Origin of the sequence: Paenibacillus sp. FSL P2-0121 (assembly GCF_037975345.1) — a bacterium.
Taxonomy (GTDB): domain Bacteria; phylum Bacillota; class Bacilli; order Paenibacillales; family Paenibacillaceae; genus Paenibacillus_AQ; species Paenibacillus_AQ odorifer.
The window spans coordinates 3,315,028-3,336,583 of the sequence record NZ_CP150245.1 but is presented as its reverse complement, the minus strand read 5'-3'; the positions used below and the strand labels follow the sequence as shown (position 1 = coordinate 3,336,583).

20 protein-coding genes and 1 riboswitch are annotated in these 21,556 nt (G+C 40.1%); of the genes, 3 read left to right on the top strand and 17 right to left on the bottom strand.

All coding sequences use genetic code 11. The features are described 5' to 3' along the window. Window positions 1-801 carry a GNAT family N-acetyltransferase gene (locus MKY54_RS14870; RefSeq protein ID WP_339190970.1) on the bottom strand — a complete coding sequence of 267 codons (801 nt, stop codon included), beginning with the start codon at window positions 799-801 and terminating at the stop codon, window positions 1-3. Window positions 802-1,012: 211 nt separating this feature from the next. Next, window positions 1,013-1,780 carry an SDR family NAD(P)-dependent oxidoreductase gene (locus tag MKY54_RS14865; protein ID WP_076280383.1) on the bottom strand — a complete coding sequence of 256 codons (768 nt, stop codon included), beginning with the start codon at window positions 1,778-1,780 and terminating at the stop codon, window positions 1,013-1,015. 257 nt (window positions 1,781-2,037) lie between these two features. On the opposite strand from MKY54_RS14865, the gene MKY54_RS14860 reads away from it, so the two are divergent. Further along, window positions 2,038-2,646: a TetR/AcrR family transcriptional regulator gene (locus tag MKY54_RS14860; protein WP_339190968.1), complete on the top strand. Its 609-nt coding sequence runs from the start codon at window positions 2,038-2,040 to the stop codon at window positions 2,644-2,646. 99 nt (window positions 2,647-2,745) lie between these two features. On the opposite strand, the gene MKY54_RS14855 is transcribed toward MKY54_RS14860, so the two are convergent. The 5 genes from MKY54_RS14855 to MKY54_RS14835 form a co-directional block, all read right to left on the bottom strand. After that, window positions 2,746-3,063 carry an iron-sulfur cluster biosynthesis family protein gene (locus tag MKY54_RS14855; RefSeq protein WP_076125818.1) on the bottom strand — a complete coding sequence of 106 codons (318 nt, stop codon included), beginning with the start codon at window positions 3,061-3,063 and terminating at the stop codon, window positions 2,746-2,748. Between the two features lie 121 nt (window positions 3,064-3,184). Continuing rightward, on the bottom strand, window positions 3,185-3,643 hold the full coding sequence (locus MKY54_RS14850; protein ID WP_076125820.1) for a DMT family transporter: 459 nt from the start codon (window positions 3,641-3,643) through the stop codon (window positions 3,185-3,187). 31 nt (window positions 3,644-3,674) lie between these two features. Next, the gene (locus tag MKY54_RS14845) at window positions 3,675-4,100 is read right to left on the bottom strand and encodes a DMT family transporter (RefSeq protein WP_076280686.1); all 426 of its coding nucleotides are present in this window, start codon (window positions 4,098-4,100) and stop codon (window positions 3,675-3,677) included. A gap of 190 nt (window positions 4,101-4,290) precedes the next feature. After that, on the bottom strand, window positions 4,291-4,692 hold the full coding sequence (locus MKY54_RS14840) for an NUDIX domain-containing protein (RefSeq protein WP_076184523.1): 402 nt from the start codon (window positions 4,690-4,692) through the stop codon (window positions 4,291-4,293). A gap of 56 nt (window positions 4,693-4,748) precedes the next feature. Further along, a complete protein-coding gene (locus MKY54_RS14835) occupies window positions 4,749-5,978 on the bottom strand; it encodes an MFS transporter (RefSeq protein ID WP_036678069.1) in 1,230 nt (409 codons plus the stop codon). 133 nt (window positions 5,979-6,111) lie between these two features. Between MKY54_RS14835 and MKY54_RS14830 the strand changes: the two genes are divergently transcribed. Next, complete coding sequence (locus MKY54_RS14830) at window positions 6,112-7,008, top strand: LysR family transcriptional regulator (RefSeq protein ID WP_076274443.1); 897 nt, start codon at window positions 6,112-6,114, stop codon at window positions 7,006-7,008. Between the two features lie 26 nt (window positions 7,009-7,034). Here the strand turns inward: MKY54_RS14830 and MKY54_RS14825 are convergent, their stop codons facing one another. Continuing rightward, on the bottom strand, window positions 7,035-8,798 hold the full coding sequence (locus MKY54_RS14825) for an ABC transporter ATP-binding protein (protein WP_339190965.1): 1,764 nt from the start codon (window positions 8,796-8,798) through the stop codon (window positions 7,035-7,037). After that, window positions 8,791-10,332, bottom strand: coding sequence for an ABC transporter ATP-binding protein (locus tag MKY54_RS14820; protein ID WP_339190963.1), 1,542 nt, complete (start codon window positions 10,330-10,332; stop codon window positions 8,791-8,793). Before MKY54_RS14820 ends, MKY54_RS14825 begins: the two co-directional genes overlap by 8 nt. 330 nt (window positions 10,333-10,662) lie before the next feature. Between MKY54_RS14820 and MKY54_RS14815 the strand changes: the two genes are divergently transcribed. Then, complete coding sequence (locus tag MKY54_RS14815; RefSeq protein ID WP_076125834.1) at window positions 10,663-11,463, top strand: polysaccharide deacetylase family protein; 801 nt, start codon at window positions 10,663-10,665, stop codon at window positions 11,461-11,463. A 74-nt stretch (window positions 11,464-11,537) separates the two neighbouring features. On the opposite strand, the gene MKY54_RS14810 is transcribed toward MKY54_RS14815, so the two are convergent. The 8 genes from MKY54_RS14810 to MKY54_RS14775 all read right to left on the bottom strand — a co-directional run bounded on the left by MKY54_RS14810 (window position 11,538) and on the right by MKY54_RS14775 (window position 21,425). Further along, window positions 11,538-12,680 (bottom strand): copper amine oxidase N-terminal domain-containing protein, encoded by a 1,143-nt coding sequence (locus tag MKY54_RS14810; RefSeq protein WP_339190960.1) that lies wholly within the window; start codon window positions 12,678-12,680, stop codon window positions 11,538-11,540. 68 nt (window positions 12,681-12,748) lie between these two features. Next, window positions 12,749-13,909 (bottom strand): DHHA1 domain-containing protein, encoded by a 1,161-nt coding sequence (locus MKY54_RS14805; protein ID WP_339190958.1) that lies wholly within the window; start codon window positions 13,907-13,909, stop codon window positions 12,749-12,751. Window positions 13,910-14,038: 129 nt separating this feature from the next. Then, window positions 14,039-14,266, bottom strand: coding sequence for a hypothetical protein (locus MKY54_RS14800; protein WP_036678084.1), 228 nt, complete (start codon window positions 14,264-14,266; stop codon window positions 14,039-14,041). Between the two features lie 89 nt (window positions 14,267-14,355). Continuing rightward, a complete protein-coding gene (locus tag MKY54_RS14795) occupies window positions 14,356-15,981 on the bottom strand; it encodes a DUF4179 domain-containing protein (RefSeq protein WP_339190956.1) in 1,626 nt (541 codons plus the stop codon). Next, the gene (locus MKY54_RS14790; protein WP_076125840.1) at window positions 15,959-16,549 is read right to left on the bottom strand and encodes a sigma-70 family RNA polymerase sigma factor; all 591 of its coding nucleotides are present in this window, start codon (window positions 16,547-16,549) and stop codon (window positions 15,959-15,961) included. The genes MKY54_RS14795 and MKY54_RS14790 overlap by 23 nt, the downstream gene beginning before the upstream one ends. Before the next feature lie 169 nt (window positions 16,550-16,718). Continuing rightward, window positions 16,719-18,008, bottom strand: coding sequence for an amidase (locus MKY54_RS14785; RefSeq protein WP_339190952.1), 1,290 nt, complete (start codon window positions 18,006-18,008; stop codon window positions 16,719-16,721). A 95-nt stretch (window positions 18,009-18,103) separates the two neighbouring features. Continuing rightward, entirely contained in the window at window positions 18,104-19,669 is a 1,566-nt protein-coding gene (locus MKY54_RS14780; RefSeq protein ID WP_339190949.1) for an ABC-F family ATP-binding cassette domain-containing protein, read from the bottom strand. A gap of 445 nt (window positions 19,670-20,114) precedes the next feature. Continuing rightward, window positions 20,115-21,425: a voltage-gated chloride channel family protein gene (locus MKY54_RS14775; protein ID WP_339190946.1), complete on the bottom strand. Its 1,311-nt coding sequence runs from the start codon at window positions 21,423-21,425 to the stop codon at window positions 20,115-20,117. 67 nt (window positions 21,426-21,492) lie between these two features. After that, window positions 21,493-21,555, bottom strand: a riboswitch (Fluoride riboswitch). Between the last annotated feature and the right edge of the window lies 1 nt (window position 21,556).

Genomic DNA, 21,556 nt, shown 5'->3' with positions numbered 1-21,556 from the left:
TCATATTGAAAAAGCACTACACTTATATTGATGAATTTGCTGAAATCCTAAACGGAGCGCTAGCTTTCGGGAAGCTTCATTATCTAATGAACAGTCCCAGTAAGGCGTAAAACCATTTGTAAGTATATCCTCCGCTACTAAGGCCGCTAAATGAGTCCCCACTCCTCTATTCCGATACTTGGAGAGAGTTTCAATTCCGATAGCATGTGTATCCTCCGTAACGAAACTAGAATAACATACACCCATAATCTCAGTTCCCTCAACAGCAGCATATCCATAGCCTTTTGCCCTAAAGTCTTCTTTCGATGACCAGAATAAATCAATATTATCATGTACAAATTCTATATTCTTTAGATCTAAGTCCTCCCAGTCCAGCATTTTAAGATTTATAATTCTAATCGCATTATTAAGGGACTCAACGGGCTTGTGGAATAACTTGAACACCATTTGTTCAAAAGGATATAGCTTCCTAGAAGGAAACATCAATGCCAGATTCCATTCATTGTGTTGACCTGAGACTTCAAAATACTCCAGCCCAAGCTTTTTCATCCTCGGTGCAATATGACTGGATATATAACTATCTAAGCTCTTAATAAATAACTCATTGGTGTGATCGCCTATAATATAAAATCCTTGCATCCCCTTACTCCATACCAACGCGCTTTTTGGTGTTACAAGTTGATCTACAAAAATCCAGCCCGGATTATTTCCCTCGATAACGGAGAGAATTTCAGGATGAATAGGAGCACCTGTAAGTAACGGTTTCACTTCATTAAAATCCTGTTGAGATAATTCATGCATATGAACACTCCTCGCCAACAATTTATCTAAATCACTGATCAATACTTAAAAAGATTAAATCCCCTTTGTATATTCTATAAGATAATTCAGCAAATTGCTTATTATAAAATCCGATCCGGGTATCCTAAATAAAAAAGAATTGGACCCAATGCTTGACGCACAGGCCCAATCCTTTATTTGAAGTATCCTTAATGATCGAAATCAGCTTGCATTATTGACCTATCATACCACCATCGACTGTATATAGAGAACCCGTTACGAATGAAGCCTCATCCGAAAGAAGGAAGTTCATCACAGCGGCAACCTCTTGCGGTTCTCCGTAGCGTCCCATAGGTGTTGCAGCTTCGTTAGCTGCCTTGTATTCTTCTGCGCTTCCAAAATTATTTTCAATTTTACGCATCATTTGTGTATTGATCGTTCCTGGGAGTACCGCATTTACACGAATACCAAGTGGTGCAAGCTCATTTGCAGCTACGCGAGTCAGACCAATTACAGCATGCTTAGACATAATATAAGGGGCCATACCTGGTGCACCCATGAGTCCTGCCAGAGAAGAAGTGTTCAGAATAGCACCTGAGTTTTGTTTTTTCATCACAGGAATTACATAATGTAGTCCAAGAAATACACCACGTACATTGACGTTATATACAAGATCGAGTGCTTTAACGTTAAGCTCTTCGATTTGACCTGCTGGACCTTCAATTCCGGCATTGTTTGCAAAATAATCAATGGTTCCAAATTTTTCTACCGCTTTATTAACATAATTCTGAACGTCTTCTTCATTAGAGACATCCGCAGCTACAGCTAAAGAGTTAGTTTCATTTAAGCCTAAATCTTGGATGACATTTTTTATCGCTTCTTCATTCAGATCGACAAGTACAAGATTCAGTTTACGATCAGACAATCGACGGGCAAGCTCTTTACCGATTCCACCTGCAGCTCCAGTAATTACAGCAGTTTTTACATATGATTCACTCATTGTATGTTCGCATCCTTTGTTATGAATTGGCTATATATTATAGTCTTAGGAGATGGGATAACCTATCTCTATTACTAGAGTACACCCCATTAGTTAACCTGTTCAATAATCAGAATTTTAAGTAATGTCACCTAACCAACATACTTGCTCTACGTGTTTACTTATGTCTAAATCTTGAACATTAGCTGATCTTTTGTTACTTTTAAAGTAAGAACTATAAATGAACGATAAAAAGATCATAGCTGGAGGTAGTTTTTTTGATACAGGAAGAACATGAAGACAGAAGAACCAGAAGAACACGCCAAGCTCTGAAATCTGCATTCGTTGAGCTAATATTGGAAAATAGCTATGATTCAGTTACGATATTGGACGTGACTAATCGAGCGGATTACAATCGAGGGACTTTTTATAAACATTTTGAGAGTAAAGAGGCTTTGCTTAAGGAAATACATGATGAATTTCTACAGGGTATAGGTGAGGCGCTATTAGAACCTTATGAGGGATTGGAACGTATTGAGGCAACGGAGGTCTTCCCTTCCATTCTGCAGCTGTTCGAATATATTGAGGGGCATAAAGCGGAGTTTTTAGCCTTATCCGCAGTGGAACGAGGGAAAATGACTGTTGAACTGTTCGACCGTTTACGGGAATCCATGCGTGAGGATATGCGAATTGAGATAGAAGCTGATGCTGCTCCTGTGGATTATGAAATTATGTTGAGTTACCAAATGTCTGCTACAGTAGGTGTCATTATGCACTGGGCTGAAGTCAATTTCAAATATTCGGCGAGCTATATGGCAGAACAGTTAATTACACTGGTGAACAGCAAAATAGACCATATAGCTTTTATGAAAAAACCCAATGGGTAAGAAACGAATTGCAAGTGCCATATATAGGAACGAAATTTAAAAAACCAGCGCATTGAGAGATGATCTCAAATGCTCTGGTTTTTAGTAGCAGTGCTCTACTCAGCGAATATCTTTTACTCGAATATTGCTTCCTAACAGGCCCGAATCACTACTTAATCTGAATGACGGGTAATTCTCATCTGCTTCAAGTCGCATCTGTTCATCAAATAAAGATTCCTGTTGACGGTCCACAAAAAAAGTAAAGGGCTCTTTCTGAACTTCAATATCTGTAGCATGGGGTTCACTAATAATCTGAATTACGATCACGCCATTACAACCACAGCCCTCTGTATCGAAGAACAATTTAAAATAACCTGGTCGTTCACCAAGGTTTTCATTTAACTTTTCTGTAGTTAGAGAGTTCAATTGTATGAACATTGGATGATCTGCTCCTTATTTATAATTGAGTTACTACTTTCCCAAAGTATAGATTGATTTGCTTTCACTCTCGTGTGACTGCCATCACTTCTATTTTGACAAACATGAGTCTGAGGATAAATTAAGCCGACTTTTGAGTCTCCCGGGCACCACCTAGCTTAAACACTAGAATACCGCCAACAATCACGAGTACTCCGACCAACTGCTTCCAGGTGAATGGAACCTTTTCAAGCCCTAACCAGCCGAGGGAATCCCACAATAAAGCAAACCCAAGCTGAGAGATTAATACGATCGAGATCGCATAGGTTGGCCCAAGACGTTTGGTGCCTTGCACGAGACAGATTACTACACCCACCCCGATCAATCCGCTGATCCAGTACCAAGGCTCCATATTTCGCAAAGTAAATATTCGGCCGCCTTCAAAGATAAGACTCATGATAAAGGAAGCCAGAAAACCCAACCCTAATACTAACGTCGTTGTGGCCCAAGATCCAACCTTTTGATTAACCTTCGTATTAAAAATATTTTGTAAACTAACGAATGAACCCGCGACAAGCGCTAATATTAACCCTAAAATCATAACGTAACTCCTCCAGTTGTTGATTGTATTCTCAGAATTTCAAAATCACTACTCCCGCAATCATCAACCCTATCCCAATAAACTGTGGGAGTCTCATTTGTCGTTTTTCCATCCCAAACCAGCCTTTAATATCAATTAAGAAGGTCAAGCATAGCTGTGCAATCAGCAATGTCGATATAGTAAAAGTAACGCCAATCTGTTGAATGGCAGTGACTTCACTGAAAATAACGACTGCGGCAAAAGATCCGCCAATTAGATATAATGGTTTTACTTCTTTTATTCCTTGCCATTTCCCATCTCTAACAAATAAGAGGATTAGTAACGACATGATAAATCCTGTTAACTGTGTAATTGTCGCAGCTTGCCAAGTCCCAATATCTTGACTAATTCGAGCATTAGATACTCCTTGCAGAGTGATACAAGCCCCCGCTAAAAACGCAAATATAATTCCTCTCATTTCTCTCTCTCCTCAACTTCGATCTCTTACATATTAAAAAGCAATTCAGGCCTTTAAAAAAGGACATCTGTCCCAAAGCAAAATAAACGATGTTGTTGCCCCTATAAGCCTTTCGTATATTTTCAAAAAAAAGACCGCCTCAAGCCATCTCTTAGGCTTAAAACGGGCTTTCAGAACTTTAAATTGTGGATTAGGAAAGTAATTTATGCTCATGCAATTGATCGAAAATGATCTGTGTAACGACTGAAACACGATTTCGATCCTTATAAGATAACCAGGATAACTCTTCAATTTCCGACGCAGGACTAAGTGTACCTTCAAAATCCGCGATATAACATGTCATTTTAACTATGACGCCTTCAGCTTTACCGTGAGCTTCCGCTTCAAAGGTTCCAAAATAGGAGATGGTTTCTAGTTTAATACGAACAGAGATCTCTTCCTCGATTTCGCGCACGAGCGTCTCCTCGTCTGTTTCTCCAGCTTCTCTTTTTCCTCCAGGCAAATAATAGGTATCTTTCCCTTTGGAACGCGCACACAAAACTTGTCCATTCTGAATATGAATCCATGCAATTTTATCAATGATTGTAGTCATACAGTTCTCCCCATATTTTTTTCTAATAATTATATCATACAGCCAAGACCATCTATTTATACAACGTCTATATTTGATTTTTGTATGTGCAGCTTAGCTTTGGCCTGAGGTACATGATGAAGCAAATAGTACGCAGCAAGCGAAAGAAGTGTTACTCCCCCCGCAACCTCATACATCATTCGGTAATCCGTATAAGAAGCAATTAAACCCATGAAATACGAGCCCGCTCCATAACCCAAATCAAATAACAAGAAAAAGGTCCCATTCGCACTACCTCTACGATCTTTAGCCGCTAATTTAAGCGCAAGAGTCTGGAAACATGGCATAAGTGCACCATATCCAATTCCCATAATGACACCAGACATCATTAACATCAAACCAGACCGAGCTTGACTTAAACTAAGCAATCCAACGGCGAAGATTAGAATTCCGGGATAGATGAGAATATGCTCATTATATTTATCGAATACTTTACCTATAACCGGGCGAAACAATACAATCATAATTGCAAAAGCCACAAAAAAATAACCAGTTAGCTGTGATTGATGAATTTCTTTCGTAAAAGAAGCTATAAATCCAGACAAGGAGCTGTAGGAAAAAGCAAGCGTAAATCCGACAAGTGATATCGGCAAGGCTTTCGGCTCGATTACGTCTCTCCAGCGAAGCCCTTTTCGCGTCTTAGCAGGTTCCTTAACAGCTTCAATAACGTTAGCCTTATCTTCTTTTGGCATCCGAACACCTAACGTGAATAACAGCGAGAGAGCGGCAATCACACACACGCCTAACAGTAGTACATTAATATTCTCATCTTTCCAGAGAAAAAGACCCAATGCGGGTCCAATGACCATAGCAATGCTCATAAACATGCTAAAATAACCGATGCCTTCTCCTTGACGTGAATAAGGAATTAGCGTCGAGGCTATTGTACTAGTAGCTGTCGATGCAACAGCATAACTCATTCCGTGAAGGAAACGAATTACCAGGAATAATACAATTCCATTAGATCCGAAGTAACCAATACAGGCGATTAGAAATATGGTTAGCCCAATAACCGCCATTTTCTTTTTGCCGAATTTATCGACCCATTGTCCCGAAAAAGGACGGATCAATACTCCCCCTATTACATAGATAGTAATCGCTAACCCCATTTGCTGCTGATTCCCGTGTAAGCTTTCCTTTACGTATAACGGGAATGCAGTTGCCAGAATGTAAAAGGTCAGAAACATAAAAAAACTACTTAAGCAAACAACAATAAAATTCCGGGTCCATATTTTCTCTCTAATCACAACAGACTCTCTCCATCCTACCTATAACTTTTTATATGTTACAATAGTATAGGACTGAAAATTAATTAAGTAAAATACATATTATATGATCGATAGATCACATTAGAGTTATAAGTAAAGTGAGGTTTTTGTTATGGAATTCCTTCAGCTTCAATATTTTCAGGCAGTTGCACGCCATGAACACATGACTAAGGCCGCAAAAGAATTAAATGTATCTCAGCCCTCCCTTAGTAATTCCATACAGCGTTTAGAGAAAAACTTAGGTGTTCCCTTATTCGAGCGACAAGGCAGAAATATAAAATTGAACGAATTCGGAAAAACCTATCTGCAACGTGTCGAGCAAGCTTTTATGGAACTTGAAGAAGGACAGCGTGAGCTCACAGATATGGCTGGACTTGAACATGGTGTAATTTCCATTGCGGCCACACTCCCGTATGTATTGCCCACTTTACTAAAAGAATTTCTTACCCTTCATCCGCATGTACGGATCATCCAACGCCAGCTCGGCTCTGCGTTAGAAATGAGAAATGATTTAGAGAGTGCAGCGATTGATTTTTGCATATCATCTACACCTGTTACCGGACCAGATATCGAGTGGCATACCTTAGCAGAAGAAGAATTATGTTTAACTGTGCCCAAGAATCATCGCTTTGCTAATCGAAAGAGTATTTCTTTGATAGAAGCTGCAGGTGAGAATTTCATTTCTTTATCTTCTAGATATAATTTCCGTGAAATTTCAGATGAATTTTGCCGACAAGCTGGATTTGAACCTCAAATTACGTTCGAGCTTGAAGAAGTAAGCGCCATTCAAACCCTAGTAGAAATGGGACTAGGAATCACCTTCACCCTCCCTCTCTCCTTAGGCAGAAGAAGTCAAAATACAGAAATTGTTCAATTAAAAATAACAGATCCGCTATGTCAACGCTCTTTTGGCATCGCATGGAGCAGAAAGCACTTTTTATCGCAAGCAGCTATACATTTCCGGAAATTTGCTGTGGATTTTTTTAGTAAACCTCATGAATATAATTAAGGTAAAAACTACTATGCTAAGCATTTTTAGTTATACCAAGATGATTGTAAAACGTACATATCTGCATAAATCCCTTTATTATTTATTAAGTCTTGATGCTGCCCCACTTCAGCTATACTTCCATTATCAATAACATAGATCGTATCAACATTTTTCGCCCAGCCCAGTCTATGTGAAATGAAGATGGCAGCTTTATCTTGGCAGATATCTAATAATTGTGTATAGATCTGCATCTCAGCATTCGGATCAATCGCAGAAGTAGGTTCGTCAAACACTATAAGATCCGCATCATTATATAACGCACGCGCTATCGCCAGCTTTTGCCACTGTCCGCCTGATAGCTGCCTGCTTCCTTCAAGCATTTGACCTAACCTTACATCTAGTCCCCCTAATTCGTAAAACAAATCCATCAGCTCACATTTTTCCAGAATACTTAGTATTTTCACATCGTCCGGCGAAGATTTGGCATCACCCAACAGGATGTTTTCTCTTAGTGTCATTTCGAATTTAATAGAATGCTGGTACACGACGGATACTTTACCTTGAGGTTCTGGACTGTCTTTCCAGTAAATAGATCCAGAACTAGCAGTGTACTGCCCTAATAACAATTTGATCAAGGTAGACTTTCCTGCTCCATTTTCTCCAACGATGGCTATTTTCTCACCGGGCTTTATGACCATATTGATGTTAGATAAAACAGACTTACTGGATTTGGCGTATTTAAAATAGACATTTGAAACGGTAATAGGAAGCATAGCTTCAGAGCTGTTATTGATATTATTTTTTCGGAAATCTCTATTTTTATAGGTAAGCACTTCATTTAAGTCATATAATTTACTGCTGCTGATGTAAAGCTTGCTTAGCGGCCAAGTCAAACTCATGATTTTACCACCACAAGTTAACAAAGCCAGAAATAATACTGAGATTGTCCCCACAGTAACTGTATTTGACTCCCCCATTTTACTTAACAGATAGACCAATACGATAAAAATAGCACTCGTCTGAACCATAGCCACAATCATCCCTGTTTTGATTTCGAATTTCCTCGCACTATACCTTTTATCATGCTGCTTCTTCATAAGCTTTGCCCAGAGATCCGTAAAATAGGAGATAGAGTTATAGATTCGCATTTCCCTAATCGCATTAGGATCTTCCAAAGTTACAGCTAGATAATCCCCCATTCTTCCGTCAAAAGTAAGCTCTCGCCCTGTTCTTCTAACTTTAATCTCAGTAAACATTCGAAAAGATAAAGTAGATACGATCATTAAACCCACCACCAGTGTGACTAAAAAATATCCACTTGTAGCCGATAACCAGATGATACTTATAAGTCCTGAGATATTTCCTACACTGGACACCAAAAAACCAGTAATTCCCTCTAAATCTTCTCCAACTATTGTTTTAGCTCTTTGCAGCTTGTTCCCAAACTCTTCATCATCAAAATCCTCAAAGTCAACTTGGTTTGCAATATCTATCAGCTCGGATTGGAAAGCGAGAGTTAGTTCCGCATTCATTCGACTTTTCATTATGTTGGTTATACTCAATGAACAGGCTTGTACTCCATGAATTAAAACAAACCATAGAATCGGAATAAAGGTTATCGCACCAGCAGCTACTGCATTAATGATATGAACTTGAACAGAATACGAGTAAAAAGTTAATAATCCACTGATTATAGGAACTATGATCGTTATTGTTGAGATTACTGGACTTTTTCCAATCATCCGTGCCAGTATCGTTAAAATATTCTTAAGGTCTCTTCTCAGCAGAATCTCTCCTTTCTCAGCCATATAAAGAGGACTGGCGGTTAAACATTCCCCTGTACTTACCATCCAATATCATTAATTCTTCATGTGTTCCACTTTCAACGATTTCTCCATGCTCAAACAGAAAAATTCTATCAACAAATTTGGACATATATAGCCGATGTGTCACAATAATGGAGGTCTGCTGCTCTCCTAATTTCATAAAGGTTTCAAACGCCTGCTGTTCCGCGTAAGGATCAAGGGCTGCAGTAGGTTCATCAAAAATCGTAAGCGAGCCGTTGTTGAGGTAAGCACGTGCAATCGCAAGTCTTTGCCATTGTCCACCAGACAGATCGATCCCCCCAAACTGTGGACCTACTAAAGTGTCCAACGCAACACCATAAGAATCGGCTTCTGCTTTTCTCATCGCAGCTAATAATCTTGAATCGTCATACATGGCAGCAATATTCCCCATGGCTATGTTTTCTCGAATTGGTCTATGTAATTTAGTGAAATCCTGAAATACAACTCTCACACCCTTTGTGACGTTATGAGCCAGAACTTCCTGCTCTCCATTAAACCATTGGATGTTTCCCGCTGTTGGATGGTATAACCCTGCTATCAGCTTGATGAGCGTGGATTTTCCTGAACCATTCTCACCTACAAAAGCAACTCGTTCACCAGGTTTGAGGGTCATGTTTATATTTTTAAGCGTGTCCTGTGCATTGGTTGCATAACGATAATTCAACTGCTGAATTGTGATCTGCATCGCATCGGTATTCCTTATGGAATCTTCCGGATCTCTTTGAACTTGCTCTTCAAGTTCCAAATACGCACTATACTCATTGAAGCGCACGCGACTTTTGGTCAGATCAGAATACATCCTTGTTAGTGCAGGAATGACAATAAATAATTGACTAGATATCTGAAGTAATAATACGAAAAGTCCGGCGCTCTGCCCGCTACCTCCAAGCGTAATTGCTAAAATAGCAATCGTAAGCCCGTTTAATAAAGTCATAATTATACTTTGGGAGAAGCTTAAGGTCTCAGATAAAATAACTTTTCGGTGCATTTGTTTGAAATTTCCATTAAAGAGCTCTTTCATTGTGGTAACCAAGTAGGAGGACATTCCGTACATTCTTACTTCCGGGAGGGTATTTCTACTAACCAGCAAATCAACGATATAATTAATCATTCGTACAGAGGAGGTTTGATTCGCTGAAATGGCCTCTACTTTCCGAGACATCCATCTGATGAGGTAAAGCTGCAGAATTTGTACTACTAAAATGAACATTGCCAGGATATAAAAGCCATAACAGGATAGGACTACGATTAGTGCGATCAATGTTATAAAGTGGATTGTCACCCCGGTCCATTGATCTAACAAATCGATCAGGGAAAGCCGTTTTGCTTTTTCTCTAATCGTTTTTGTTGCGGGATCTTCCAATAAAGCCGTCGATAATTTAGAGGTCTTAGCCAAAATACTATGTTCCAGTTCATAAATACTGGTTGCCGTTAAATTGGTTACAGAAATGGCTCGAAGAGAACCATTGATGCCAGCCAGATATAAAATTAACATCAGTGAACTTACCAATAGTAAGATATGTAGGTAGGCGTTAGTCGTGAAGTTCTGAATGAGGTCAACCACATATTTCGTTATGAACAGCTCTGCAAATAGAATTGGTGGGCTCAGCAGGTTAGTGATAAAATATAAAAGTGAGTTTCTTTTGTCTTTTACATAGAGTAGCTTTACAACGTAGAGAAAGTCAGGCAGATAGCATCTCTCCTTAAGTGTATATTTTTCACTGAAAACTCTTTCCTTTTCAAACGTGGAATCTGATTATAACGTTAATTGTTTATAATTGGAAGAAGTACTTTCAAGCTCACCAAATTATAGGAGTGTGAATTCATGAAACTTCAATTCAACTTATTCCCAGGCGGATTATCAAAGGCGCTCACTATGAGCTATGATGACGGCCAGAAACACGATATCCGCTTGGCTGGTATTTTTGATCAATATGGAATTAAAGGGACCTTCCATTTAAATAGTGCAATGATCAATGCACCTGGGTTCTTATCGCCCGCTGATGTTAAGCATTCGCTCAGGAATCATGAAGTGTCCGCCCATTCCGTTACTCACCCACATCTAGAGCGTCTTCCTTTACCGATGGTAATTGAAGAGCTGTTCGAAGACCGTAAACGATTGGAAAAGCTGGTGGATTATCCAGTGCGAGGCATGTCCTACCCCTACGGTACATACTCTCAGGAGATAATTGCACCACTTCAGTCCGTTGGAATTGAATACAGCCGCACTGTTCACTCTACTAAACAATTTGATATGCCTCTTAATTTCATGGAATGGCATCCAACCTGCCACCATATTGAAGATCTGCATCAGGTTTGGGAGCGATTCACAATGGAAGGACCCTCCCAGAAACTAAGACTCTGTTATGTTTGGGGCCATAGCTATGAGTTCGCACAGCAGAACAATTGGGAGCTAATCGAAACTTTTTGCCAACAAGCAGGTGGACATTCAGATATTTGGTACGCTACTAATATTGAGATTTATGATTATGTCACTGCCCTGTATTCACTGAAATTAAGTGCCGACAAAACGATTATCCGCAACAATTCTGCCATAGATGTTTGGGTATCTATAAATGATCAACCCGTTCAGATTAAGGGTGGAAGTATGATGACAACGAAATAATCATAAATACATAAAAAAGAGCGATGTTCAACATCGCTCCTTTTTTGTACTAATTATATTGATGTGATTCCGAATTATTTCGCTAGAAGTGTATATGTCACTGTTTTTGCTTTTTCCTCAAGGATTGGCGTATAGGTGAATGTCAGCACATTCCCCTTACGGCTTTTCATCCCTAACATTCTGCTCAGAATGTATTGATCTCTGTCATCATTTACTTTATCCCATTCTTTACGATCCTCACTAGTAATCAGTTGTTCACTGAGATTGACGATTTCTCCTGTACTGCTGTAGACAATATATAATTGTGTTGTATCTAATAAGCGAACAAGTGCCACATCCTCCGCGGCGTACTCCACTATGAAATCACCGGTTGCCCCGGTTAATTTCTCCATCTCAAACAACTTGCCCAAACCGCCATCCTTAGTAATATACTGAACATTCTTCCCATCGGTCATATACACCTGAGTGGAAGGTACTTGAGGCGCATGTGGATAAGCAGAAATCATATAATGATAATCCATTTGCTTAATTATTGTACCTGCTTGAACTAATACCTGATAGCTGTTGCTGAAATCATTAAACATTGCATAGTGATTGTCCGTTAACTGGAGTAAGTCCGTGCCATTTCCAAGTTTTTTAATCTCAAATCCATGATTGTAAGCTGACTCCTTAAGGGGTAGTTGGCCAATAATTACTGGTTTCCCGGCTGCCGTAGCCCGGTAATATAAATTAGCGTTTTTTTGAGATATCCAATAGGATCTACCTTCTACAGAAGCAGCAACAAATCTAGGTTCATCTACGATTTGGATAACCCCATCCGTTTTATTAAGCGCGGTTTTACCCCCGAGTACACTGACTGCAGAGACCAATGGCAAGTACAACGAACCTTTTATGATACGAGGAGATTTTGTTAATGCCATCGCTGCCCCGTTCACTTTTGACGTTGCAGTACCCGCGGTGAAGATGACTTCACGCTCTGGACGTACCAGCTTGGCCATTTTGGATTTTTGATCCCACGATAACGTATAACCCATAGCATCTGCGAGTGATTTCAAGGGTACAAAAGTTGTATTCTCCGCGATCACTTGTTTACTGCTGATTCCAATTTCTTTATAGTTAAATTGAATTTGCTTGTCTGCTTGCGCAGATACCGATCCATATCCAGTACTTAAAATCAAAACAGCAAAGATCCCTAGCGTTACCTTCCATTTATTCATATCTATCCGTCTCCTTCGACATTATAATCATATGTAATTAGACGGAAGATAATGGAAAAAGTTTCTTCTCACCCTCTAGCAAACTCATAAAATGCCAAAGCATCCTCCCAAGTTGGGAATCCTGCTTGCGCCAGTTTATCGCTGCCCCCGCCTTTACCATTATAGCTGCCTAGATGAGCTTTGAAAAAAGCTCCACAGGAAATCTCCGTGCTCCCATTCTGCGCAAAAACAACCTTATTCTCCGCAGAAGTAGCTAATAATACAGGAAGATCACATTTCGAAGTCAGCTTTTTAGCTAAGCTCTGTAGATCTTTTAGAGATTTATCCTCAAATACTTGTGCGATCATCTTTCCCGCTTGCTCATTTAAAAGCTCTTGCACAACATAGTCGTCATTTTTTTCTTTAAGCAGGTAAATTTCAGCTTGCAGCAGCTTTTGTTCATTTTCCCATTTTTCAATTCGATCAATAATCTCATCTTTACCTGTGTTGAATTTGGAAGACAGTGTTCCAAGGATTTGCTGACTAGTATTAAATTCCTCTAAAGCACGATATCCACATTTAAAATAAATCCGCGTGTTCGCTTTTATTTTCTCAGCTTTCAAAAGCTTAATCATTCCAATTTCACCCGTTGAGGACACATGTGTCCCCCCACAAGCGTTGTATTCAACATCTTTGATCTCAACAATCCGGATGTTCTCTGTCACTTTTGGCTGTTTAACCAATTTAAGCTGTGCAGCCTCTTCCCCTGTTACGAAATAACTGAGAATATTGTGATTTAAGTAAATCTGCCGATTAACTTCTCTCTCTATGGAGTACAGTTGATCAGCAGACAGTTCTGGCACTTCTATATCAATAGTGCAATAGTCCTCACCTAAATGAAAGCTTAAGGTCATAAAGTTATGTTTTTCTAGACAAACCGCTGAGAGCAAATGCTGGCCACTATGCTGCTGCATATGGTCAAATCTTCTATTCCAATCAATCTGACAAGTTACCGATTCCTCATTAGGTAAACGTTCCAGCTTATGCAGTACAAACTCTTCCTCACTGATTACATCAAGCACAGGAATTCCCTGAATAGCTCCAAGATCACAGGGTTGTCCACCACCATGCGGATAAAAAGCCGTCTCCTCTAAAAGAACATAAAGACCATCTTCTCGTTCTATGGTTTCAGTCACACGGGTTGGCCAATCAGTCTGGTATGTAGAATTGTAGTATAGTTTGTTGGTCATAAATGGTTTCCTCTCTTTTTTACGTTATCGACATATTAAGTTTATAGTATCATAACGGATAGTTTGAATCTTATTATTTCAAAAAAAACAGCTCCACGCAAAAACTGCGTAGAACTGGTATTAGGGTAATTAACAAGAACAAGTAGCATCTTTTAAATTTCTAATGGCAATTGCATTTAGTCGAAGCGCTTCTACTATTGAGTCTCTTACTGCTAACAATTCAAATCTTTCACGACTGCCAATAGGCAACCTGCAAAGAATGGCTTCAATTCTTTTAAGACTTTCTTTCAGAATCACTCTTTGCTTACGCAATGCGTTCAAAGCTCTTTGAATTTTTCTCTTCTCTGCAGCAGTCATAAACTACCACCTCTTTTCGATTGTGATAGTATATGAGATGCTTATTCCCCCTTATTTGCTTGTACAATCCGGAAACCAAATAACTATATTTACTCTTTTTTGCTAGCTTCCATGATAGGAACGGACCAGTCTACATTAGTATACATTCGATTGTTTATCGTGCGCACTAATTGAAGCTGCTCGGGAATTTGTGTAAGGCCATCGGCACGGAATTGGAAATATATCTTTTGATTATTTGACTGAGACTCGATAAATTCAATATAACCATCTTTCCATCCTACCCCTTTAGTAGTAAAAGCTCCTTGTTCAGTGAGTTTGTACTCCTTGCCATCTAGTGTCTTAAATATCCATTCACTATTTAAAAACTCATTTCTTAATCTTCCTCTAAAATGTAATACACCTTCCTTCGCTGATACATTGTTATCGGGAGATGACTCCACTGTAAAATCATTTAACATCAGTTCATCCCCGTCAAATACAAAGGGAATCGGCTGTTCTTTCAACTTGGCAGGCTCAAATCGTACACTAGAACCATCCTTCTCTGGGATGAAATATCCATCCAATACGAAAGTATAAGGCGTATCCTGAGGTAAATATTTAAACGTATAGCTCCAGTGCATAAGTCCCTTTGTTGCCCCGGGAAGGTTAGAGTAGGACATAACGCTATTCTTATTAGGAAACTTTCTAGCATTAACACTGTGAATCTCTTCTCCTGCTGTATCCTCAAAATGGAATTTCAAGCCCTGTTGCTTCCATAGTTCGCCAGGAGAACGGGTCAATGCCTGTTCACTCAATTGCGTATCAAACTCAAAACGAACACCTTGCACCATATGAGTTAATTTTTTCAAGGTCACAGTTAAACCGTCCGGGGAGGTGTAGCTACCCGTTAGTGGCATGGAGGTTGTTTGTTTATTCGCTTCTGTCATATCCATAGAAAAATTGAAATTCCAATCGCCTTTAAGAGTAGGGATGTTCTTGCGTTCACTTCCCAATTCAGTAATATGACCTTCGACCGTAATTCGATCAGTTTGCAGAGGTTCAGTGAAATTAGCGATCAAATAGTAAAAGTCACTGGTAAATCCTATATCGTATAACTCCCCAACAACCTTCCCTTGATCATCCTTAATCGCAATACTGTTCCCATCATTAAGGGCCAACCGCTTTTTATCATGCTTTCCATCTGGTCCAAACAACTGTAACGCAACAATTACCCGTGTAGGATCTGCCACTGCTTCATCTATTTTGATTGTGTAGCCCTTATCCTTCACCTTAATATTAGGATGCTCTACCAACCCAAATTCTTGTGCTCGTAGAAGGCCAATGTCCATGTTGTTTTTTACAAAAAGAGAACGTAAAGTCTCTGCCAGTGTAGGAACGGAATATAAGATCACGGCACTTAGCACAACCAGTAACAACGCCGCACCCATAAATAATCTCAGCAACTTATTGCGCTTCGGATGCTTACGATTCCTTTGTGTTGGAGTAAATTCCTCAAGCTCTACTTGTTCCAAAGAAGCCATTACTTGAGCAGTAAATGAATCTGGTAAGCGCTCTTCATACATAGCCTGCGACCATTCAGCTTGTTCTTCAAGCTCTGCTTCGTAGATCATATTACAATGCGTACAAGTTGCCATATGTTCAGCTACGGATTGATCTCGTAAGATAGATTTGCTTAAAATATATTCTTCGATCTCATAGGAATTTAAGCACCTCATCGGTCTTCACCTCCTGGAGTGTAATTAGCTGCTTCAAACGCTGTTTAGCCCGGTATAAATCATTTTGAATCTTGCTTAATGGAACATCTAGAACCATACACATTTCTTCATAGCTTAAATCATTGGTATAACGAAGCAGTAAAGCCGTACGATAATTAGACGGGAGCTTCTGCATCAGGTGAAGCAGCTCTGTGCGATGCTCCGATCGCATTAATTCTTCTTCTGGATTATCCGAAAGAGAATGTTCGGCATTGTCGTCCGGCAAACTCGCTGTCGGTCGGTCTTTTTTCCACAAATCCTTCAGTAAATTAGTCGCGATAGCATATAGCCACGCCGCAAAATTCTTATCCAAATCATGTGAGGCCAACTTGCGGTAAGCTTTAATAAACGTCTCCTGCGTTATGTCTTGTGCATCTTGATGATTGGCTCCCATTCCTCGCAAAAGCCCATAAATTTTATTCTTATATCGATTTACAAGATACGAATAGTCTTCTTTATGTCCATCGAGAACATTTTGGATCCATAGCCTCTCATCCTCTTTTTCAACTTTCGGTACATGTCCCTTCACCCTGAAGCCTCCTTGAAGCACGATACTATATAGACGATCCCTATTAAAAAAACTCTCACTTTATACAAAAAAAAGTAGATCTTCAAATAAAACGAAGACCTACTGTGTAATCTACCGATTACGTTTTAGAACAAAATACAACAATTGATCCATTTCTAAAGCCATAGAATCACTGAAGCGCTAAAGAAACCACTTTACTCCAATAAATTAACTCTTCATCCCTACCATATGCCCCGATACATTGAAATCCTAATGGCATGTTGTTTATAGAGGCAGCTGGAATACTCACCGCAGGCGCTCCAGCATATGACCAAATGGCCGTCATTCCGGTCCATCCGGTTCGTGAACCCCACAGCGGAGCTGTTCCTGCCTGAGCCGGCGAAACCCACAGATCAATCCCCTGTGACTTCTGCACATCTAATAGATCATTTCTGAGCTTGATTTGTCCGCTACGATATCCTTCCAGTTCTTCCTCAGTGATGGTTCGTCCAGATAAAATAGCCTGCCGTACGGTATCCTCATAAAGATCTTTATAAATATCAAATAGTGAATGATGGACTTGCGCCATTTCTCCGTGAACAAACCGCACCATGGCATCTCCGTAGATAAAGCTATCTTCCCACGGCATCGCAACTGTTTTTATGCTGAACCCTGCTTCCTCAAGCTTCTTAAGCTGCTTCTGAAAGGTTATCTTGGTGTCATCCTCCAATAATGTCATGTATACACCTTCGGGTATCCCTAGCACAGGTTTACGAGCTTCATTAAATGGTTTCCATTCTGTTACTAGCTCCGCGGCGAGAAAGTCCATACCCTCCATATCCTGAGTGAAAAATCCAAACGTATCAAAAGATGGCGACATCAATTGGACACCATCTATAGGGATACGCGCATAACTAGGTTTAAAGCCGACCACTCCGCAAAATGAAGCAGGTGCCATAACAGAACGCAAGGTTTGTGTACCTATCGCAAATGGACAGATACCCGCGGCAACCGCAGCAGCAGAGCCTGCACTAGAGCCGCCAGGCGTATGATCCAGCTGATGAGGATTGCGGGTTGTGATAGGTCCGGCATAAGCAAATTCCTCCGTCACTGTTTTGCCGGTGAACCAAACCCCTTTTTGCCGAAGCTTTTGAATAAAACTGCCCTCAGACTTCGTCAAAGCTTGTGGGGGAAGGTTCGACCCTGCACAGGTAGGCAACCCGTCTAAGTGAATTAAATCTTTGATTCCAACAGGTATTCCATATAGCGATGGTTTAGGAAATTCCGAATACTTCTCTTTTACCCTAGCCACTTCATTTTTTATTCTATCTGCTCGGTTCTCCTCTGGCACAAAAGCACGCACGTGTGGTTCTACCTTATCGTAAAGATCTAAATATTGTGTAAGATATCTATCCATGGTCACATCTGAGGTCTTATTGCCCTGAGCAAACTGAGCTAACGAAGATTTATTAATGTACATGTCTGATTGGAGCCCTCCTTAATATTCACTTAAACCAGGAAGCCATTTGAAGACGATTGTATTAATTTGGAACAACTTTATGTTACTAGTTAACCTTATCTATGGCTATACTTTAGTTCTCTATTTCTATTTTCATCCACAATATTGATTACACGATCCACCCACCCTTGATAAAATTGCTCCTCATGAGAAACTAGAATCACTGTACCTTTAAATTGGATTAAAGCATTCTGTAAAGCATCTTTTGTTTCGGCATCTAAGTGATTAGTGGGCTCATCTAAGATTAAGAAATTACATGCTGTAAGCAATAAAAGACACAGCTTAACTTTGGATTGTTCGCCACCGCTGAGTGTACGGATAGGCTGTGTAACGTGACTATCTTTTACAACACATAATGCTAGATGACGACGTATTTCCTTAATAGTCAATTTTGGATAAAACGATGCGACGATTTCTATAGGTGTCATGTTATCGTTTTCCCAAATTAAATCTTGCTCGTAGTAACCAATAGAGACTTGTTCGGCAAAGCGGAATGCCCCGTCAACACTGGGGATTTGACCAACTAATGTTTTCAGCAATGTTGATTTTCCTATGCCGTTAAAGCCTGCTATGACTATCTTTTGTCCTCCTCGAATGGAAAATGTTAATTTTGGCAGCAGCGGCTTATCGTAACCAACCACAAGATGGTCTACTCTAAGCGCAACTTGTGCATTAACAGGAAGCTCTTGAAAACGGATAGATGCTTTAGTGACAAACGTCGGTGCAGCGATTCTCTCCATACGATCCAGCTGCTTCTGACGGCCACGGGCAATTCTAGAATTAACACCAGCACCATTTTTCCGGATATATTGCTCAGTGGCTTCAATTTTTTTCTGCTGTGCATGGTACTGCCGGATATGGCTTTCGCGAAAATGCTCCTTCTGTCTCAAAAAATCAGCATATTTGCCATGATATTTTTTAATCGTTTCCCCTTCAATATCGCAAATGCTTGTTGATATTTTATCGAGAAAAGTGTAGTTATGAGAGACCACAATGAAGGCTTGATCGAACGCTATCAGATATTCAGCAAGCCAGTTAATATGCGTGGTGTCGAGATAATTGGTGGGCTCGTCGAGCAATAACACATCAGGTTGTTCAAGCAACAGCTTTGCCAATATAACTTTGGTTCGCTGCCCCCCACTAAGCTGATCAATAGGACGGTCCATCCCCATTGCATTTAATCCTAGCCCCGTAACCACTTTACTGATATTGCTCTCGATAGAATAATAGTCGAGCGCCTCAAGTCGTTCCTGAAGGTCTGCTGCCTTCTGCAAAAGCACTTCATTGCCAGTAACAGCACATTCCGCATAAAGTGCATTCATCTTTTCTTCCATTTCGTATAATTCAGTGAACGCTCTCCTTAAATAACTTTGAACGGTACTTGACCCATCAATAACCGCGTATTGATCAAGATGACCTATTTTGATATTGGGCTGCCATTTAATCGTTCCACCATCAGGAATCACCTCGCCCGTCAGAATACCAATCAATGTGCTTTTCCCTGTTCCATTCTGACCCACTACACCTACATGCTCCCCTTTGTAGACTTCCAAAAAAACCTGTTTATACAGCACTTTATCTCCAAAAGCATGTGATACATTAGAAACCTCGAGTAAACTCAATTGCTTTCCTCTTTTCTATAATTGTTTTTAAGCACAAAAAAAGCAGAAGACACCGCGCCCTTGGGCGCAAGCCTTCTGCTTATTAGTGCACAAATAGACGGCACAAATAGATAATTGTCAGTTTGGAAACTGAACATTATAAACACAAAAGGCTGTAGACGAAAATTGTCTACAGCCTCTTAATCATTAACATCGGAAGATGGCGTAATCAAATAAGCATGAATAATCACACTAAAATGACCTAGCTATCTTTCGATGATATAAAAAGCGATTCGCTTTTTGATTAAGCTCCGGACAACGTTTCATCGTTTGTATCCGATTGTTCGGAGCAGCTTCTGGTATATAATTTTTCAGTTTCCACATGAATCATGTTGAACCATCCCTTCGTTTGGCTACATTTTAAATCGTGTATCCGCACTTGTCAACCACCATCCGAGAGGTGCTGTTATTTTTTGCGGGCGCGTTTGACCGTACCGATCCTAGTCCCTTGAGGAATAGTAATGAACTGGCTCTTCGATACACCAATAAGCTGTGAAGTATAAATACTACTATGTCCGGAGAATAAATAACTCACCACACAAGCGATAAACATGTATATGGCTCCTTCCGAACCAAACAGCTCGATCCCCATTAAGAAGCAAGCGATAGGCGTGCTAGTAGCTCCACAGAAGACAGCAATAAAACCGAGGGCAGCTAAAAAGGGTCCATACAAATGTAATATTCCAGCCAAAGCATTGCCTAGTGTGGCACCAATCGTAAATAACGGAGTAACCTCACCACCCTGAAATCCTGTTCCTAAGGTAAAGGCGGTAAAGATCAGCTTCCATAAAAAAGCGAACGGCGAGACATCTCCCTCAAAAGAATCCTTGATTAATGGAATTCCGAGGCCTAAGTAATCACGAGACCCTACAAGGAATACTAAGGCAATGATAATTAATCCACCTACGGCACCTTTTATCATTGGATTGCTTATCCTGGCGGTGAAGATTCTTTTTAGAAAATGAGTCAGTTCACTGAAAAGCATACTCACGAGACCAAAAATTACAGAGGCCAATACCACTTTTAGAATAATCATTAAACTTAAAGCTGGAAATTCATTCACTACATAGTGTGTATGATGAACACCCCACAATCGAGTGGTGACCAGATCACCAACAAAGCTAGCCACAAAACATGGAAGTAATGCCTGTTGGCTAATAAGTCCAATGGTTACTACCTCTAGACCAAATAAGGTTCCAGCCAGCGGTGTTCCGAAAATAGAACCAAAGCCTGCACTGATCCCGCACATTAACAGTATCTTACGATCCAGAGGACTGATTTTAATCAGCTTTCCGAACCATTCCGCAAGGCTTCCGCCCATTTGAACAGCTGTCCCTTCACGCCCAGCGGATCCACCAAATAAGTGGGTTACCAGTGTCCCGAACAATACTAAGGGTGCCATCCGTAATGGAATGGTCTCGTTACCATCCTGAATTTGTTCTATAATAAGGTTATTTCCTTTAGCGCTGTTTTTTCCGTAACGCATATATAGGAAACTAACAAATACTCCCCCAAGAGGCAACAAATAAAGTAGCCCTGGATGCTCTAAACGTACATCTGTTACGTAATCCAAGCTTTTTAGAAAAAAAGCAGAGGCGGTGCCGGATAAAATACCAACTACACTGCCGAGCACAATCCATTTGATAAATGTACTCCAAAGAGCAAAATAACTTCGCTTCTTAGTGATTTCAAACCATCGGGTAGACCATGGATTCATCTCGACAGCTCCTAAGGACAAAATAAATTAGTCTCAACAATAAAACAGACTCCTACCAGGGAAGCTCGCACTGGTAGGAGTCATTAGTCTCAGAGAGACAGTTACGGCGAACTCCATCGCCCTTTATAAAA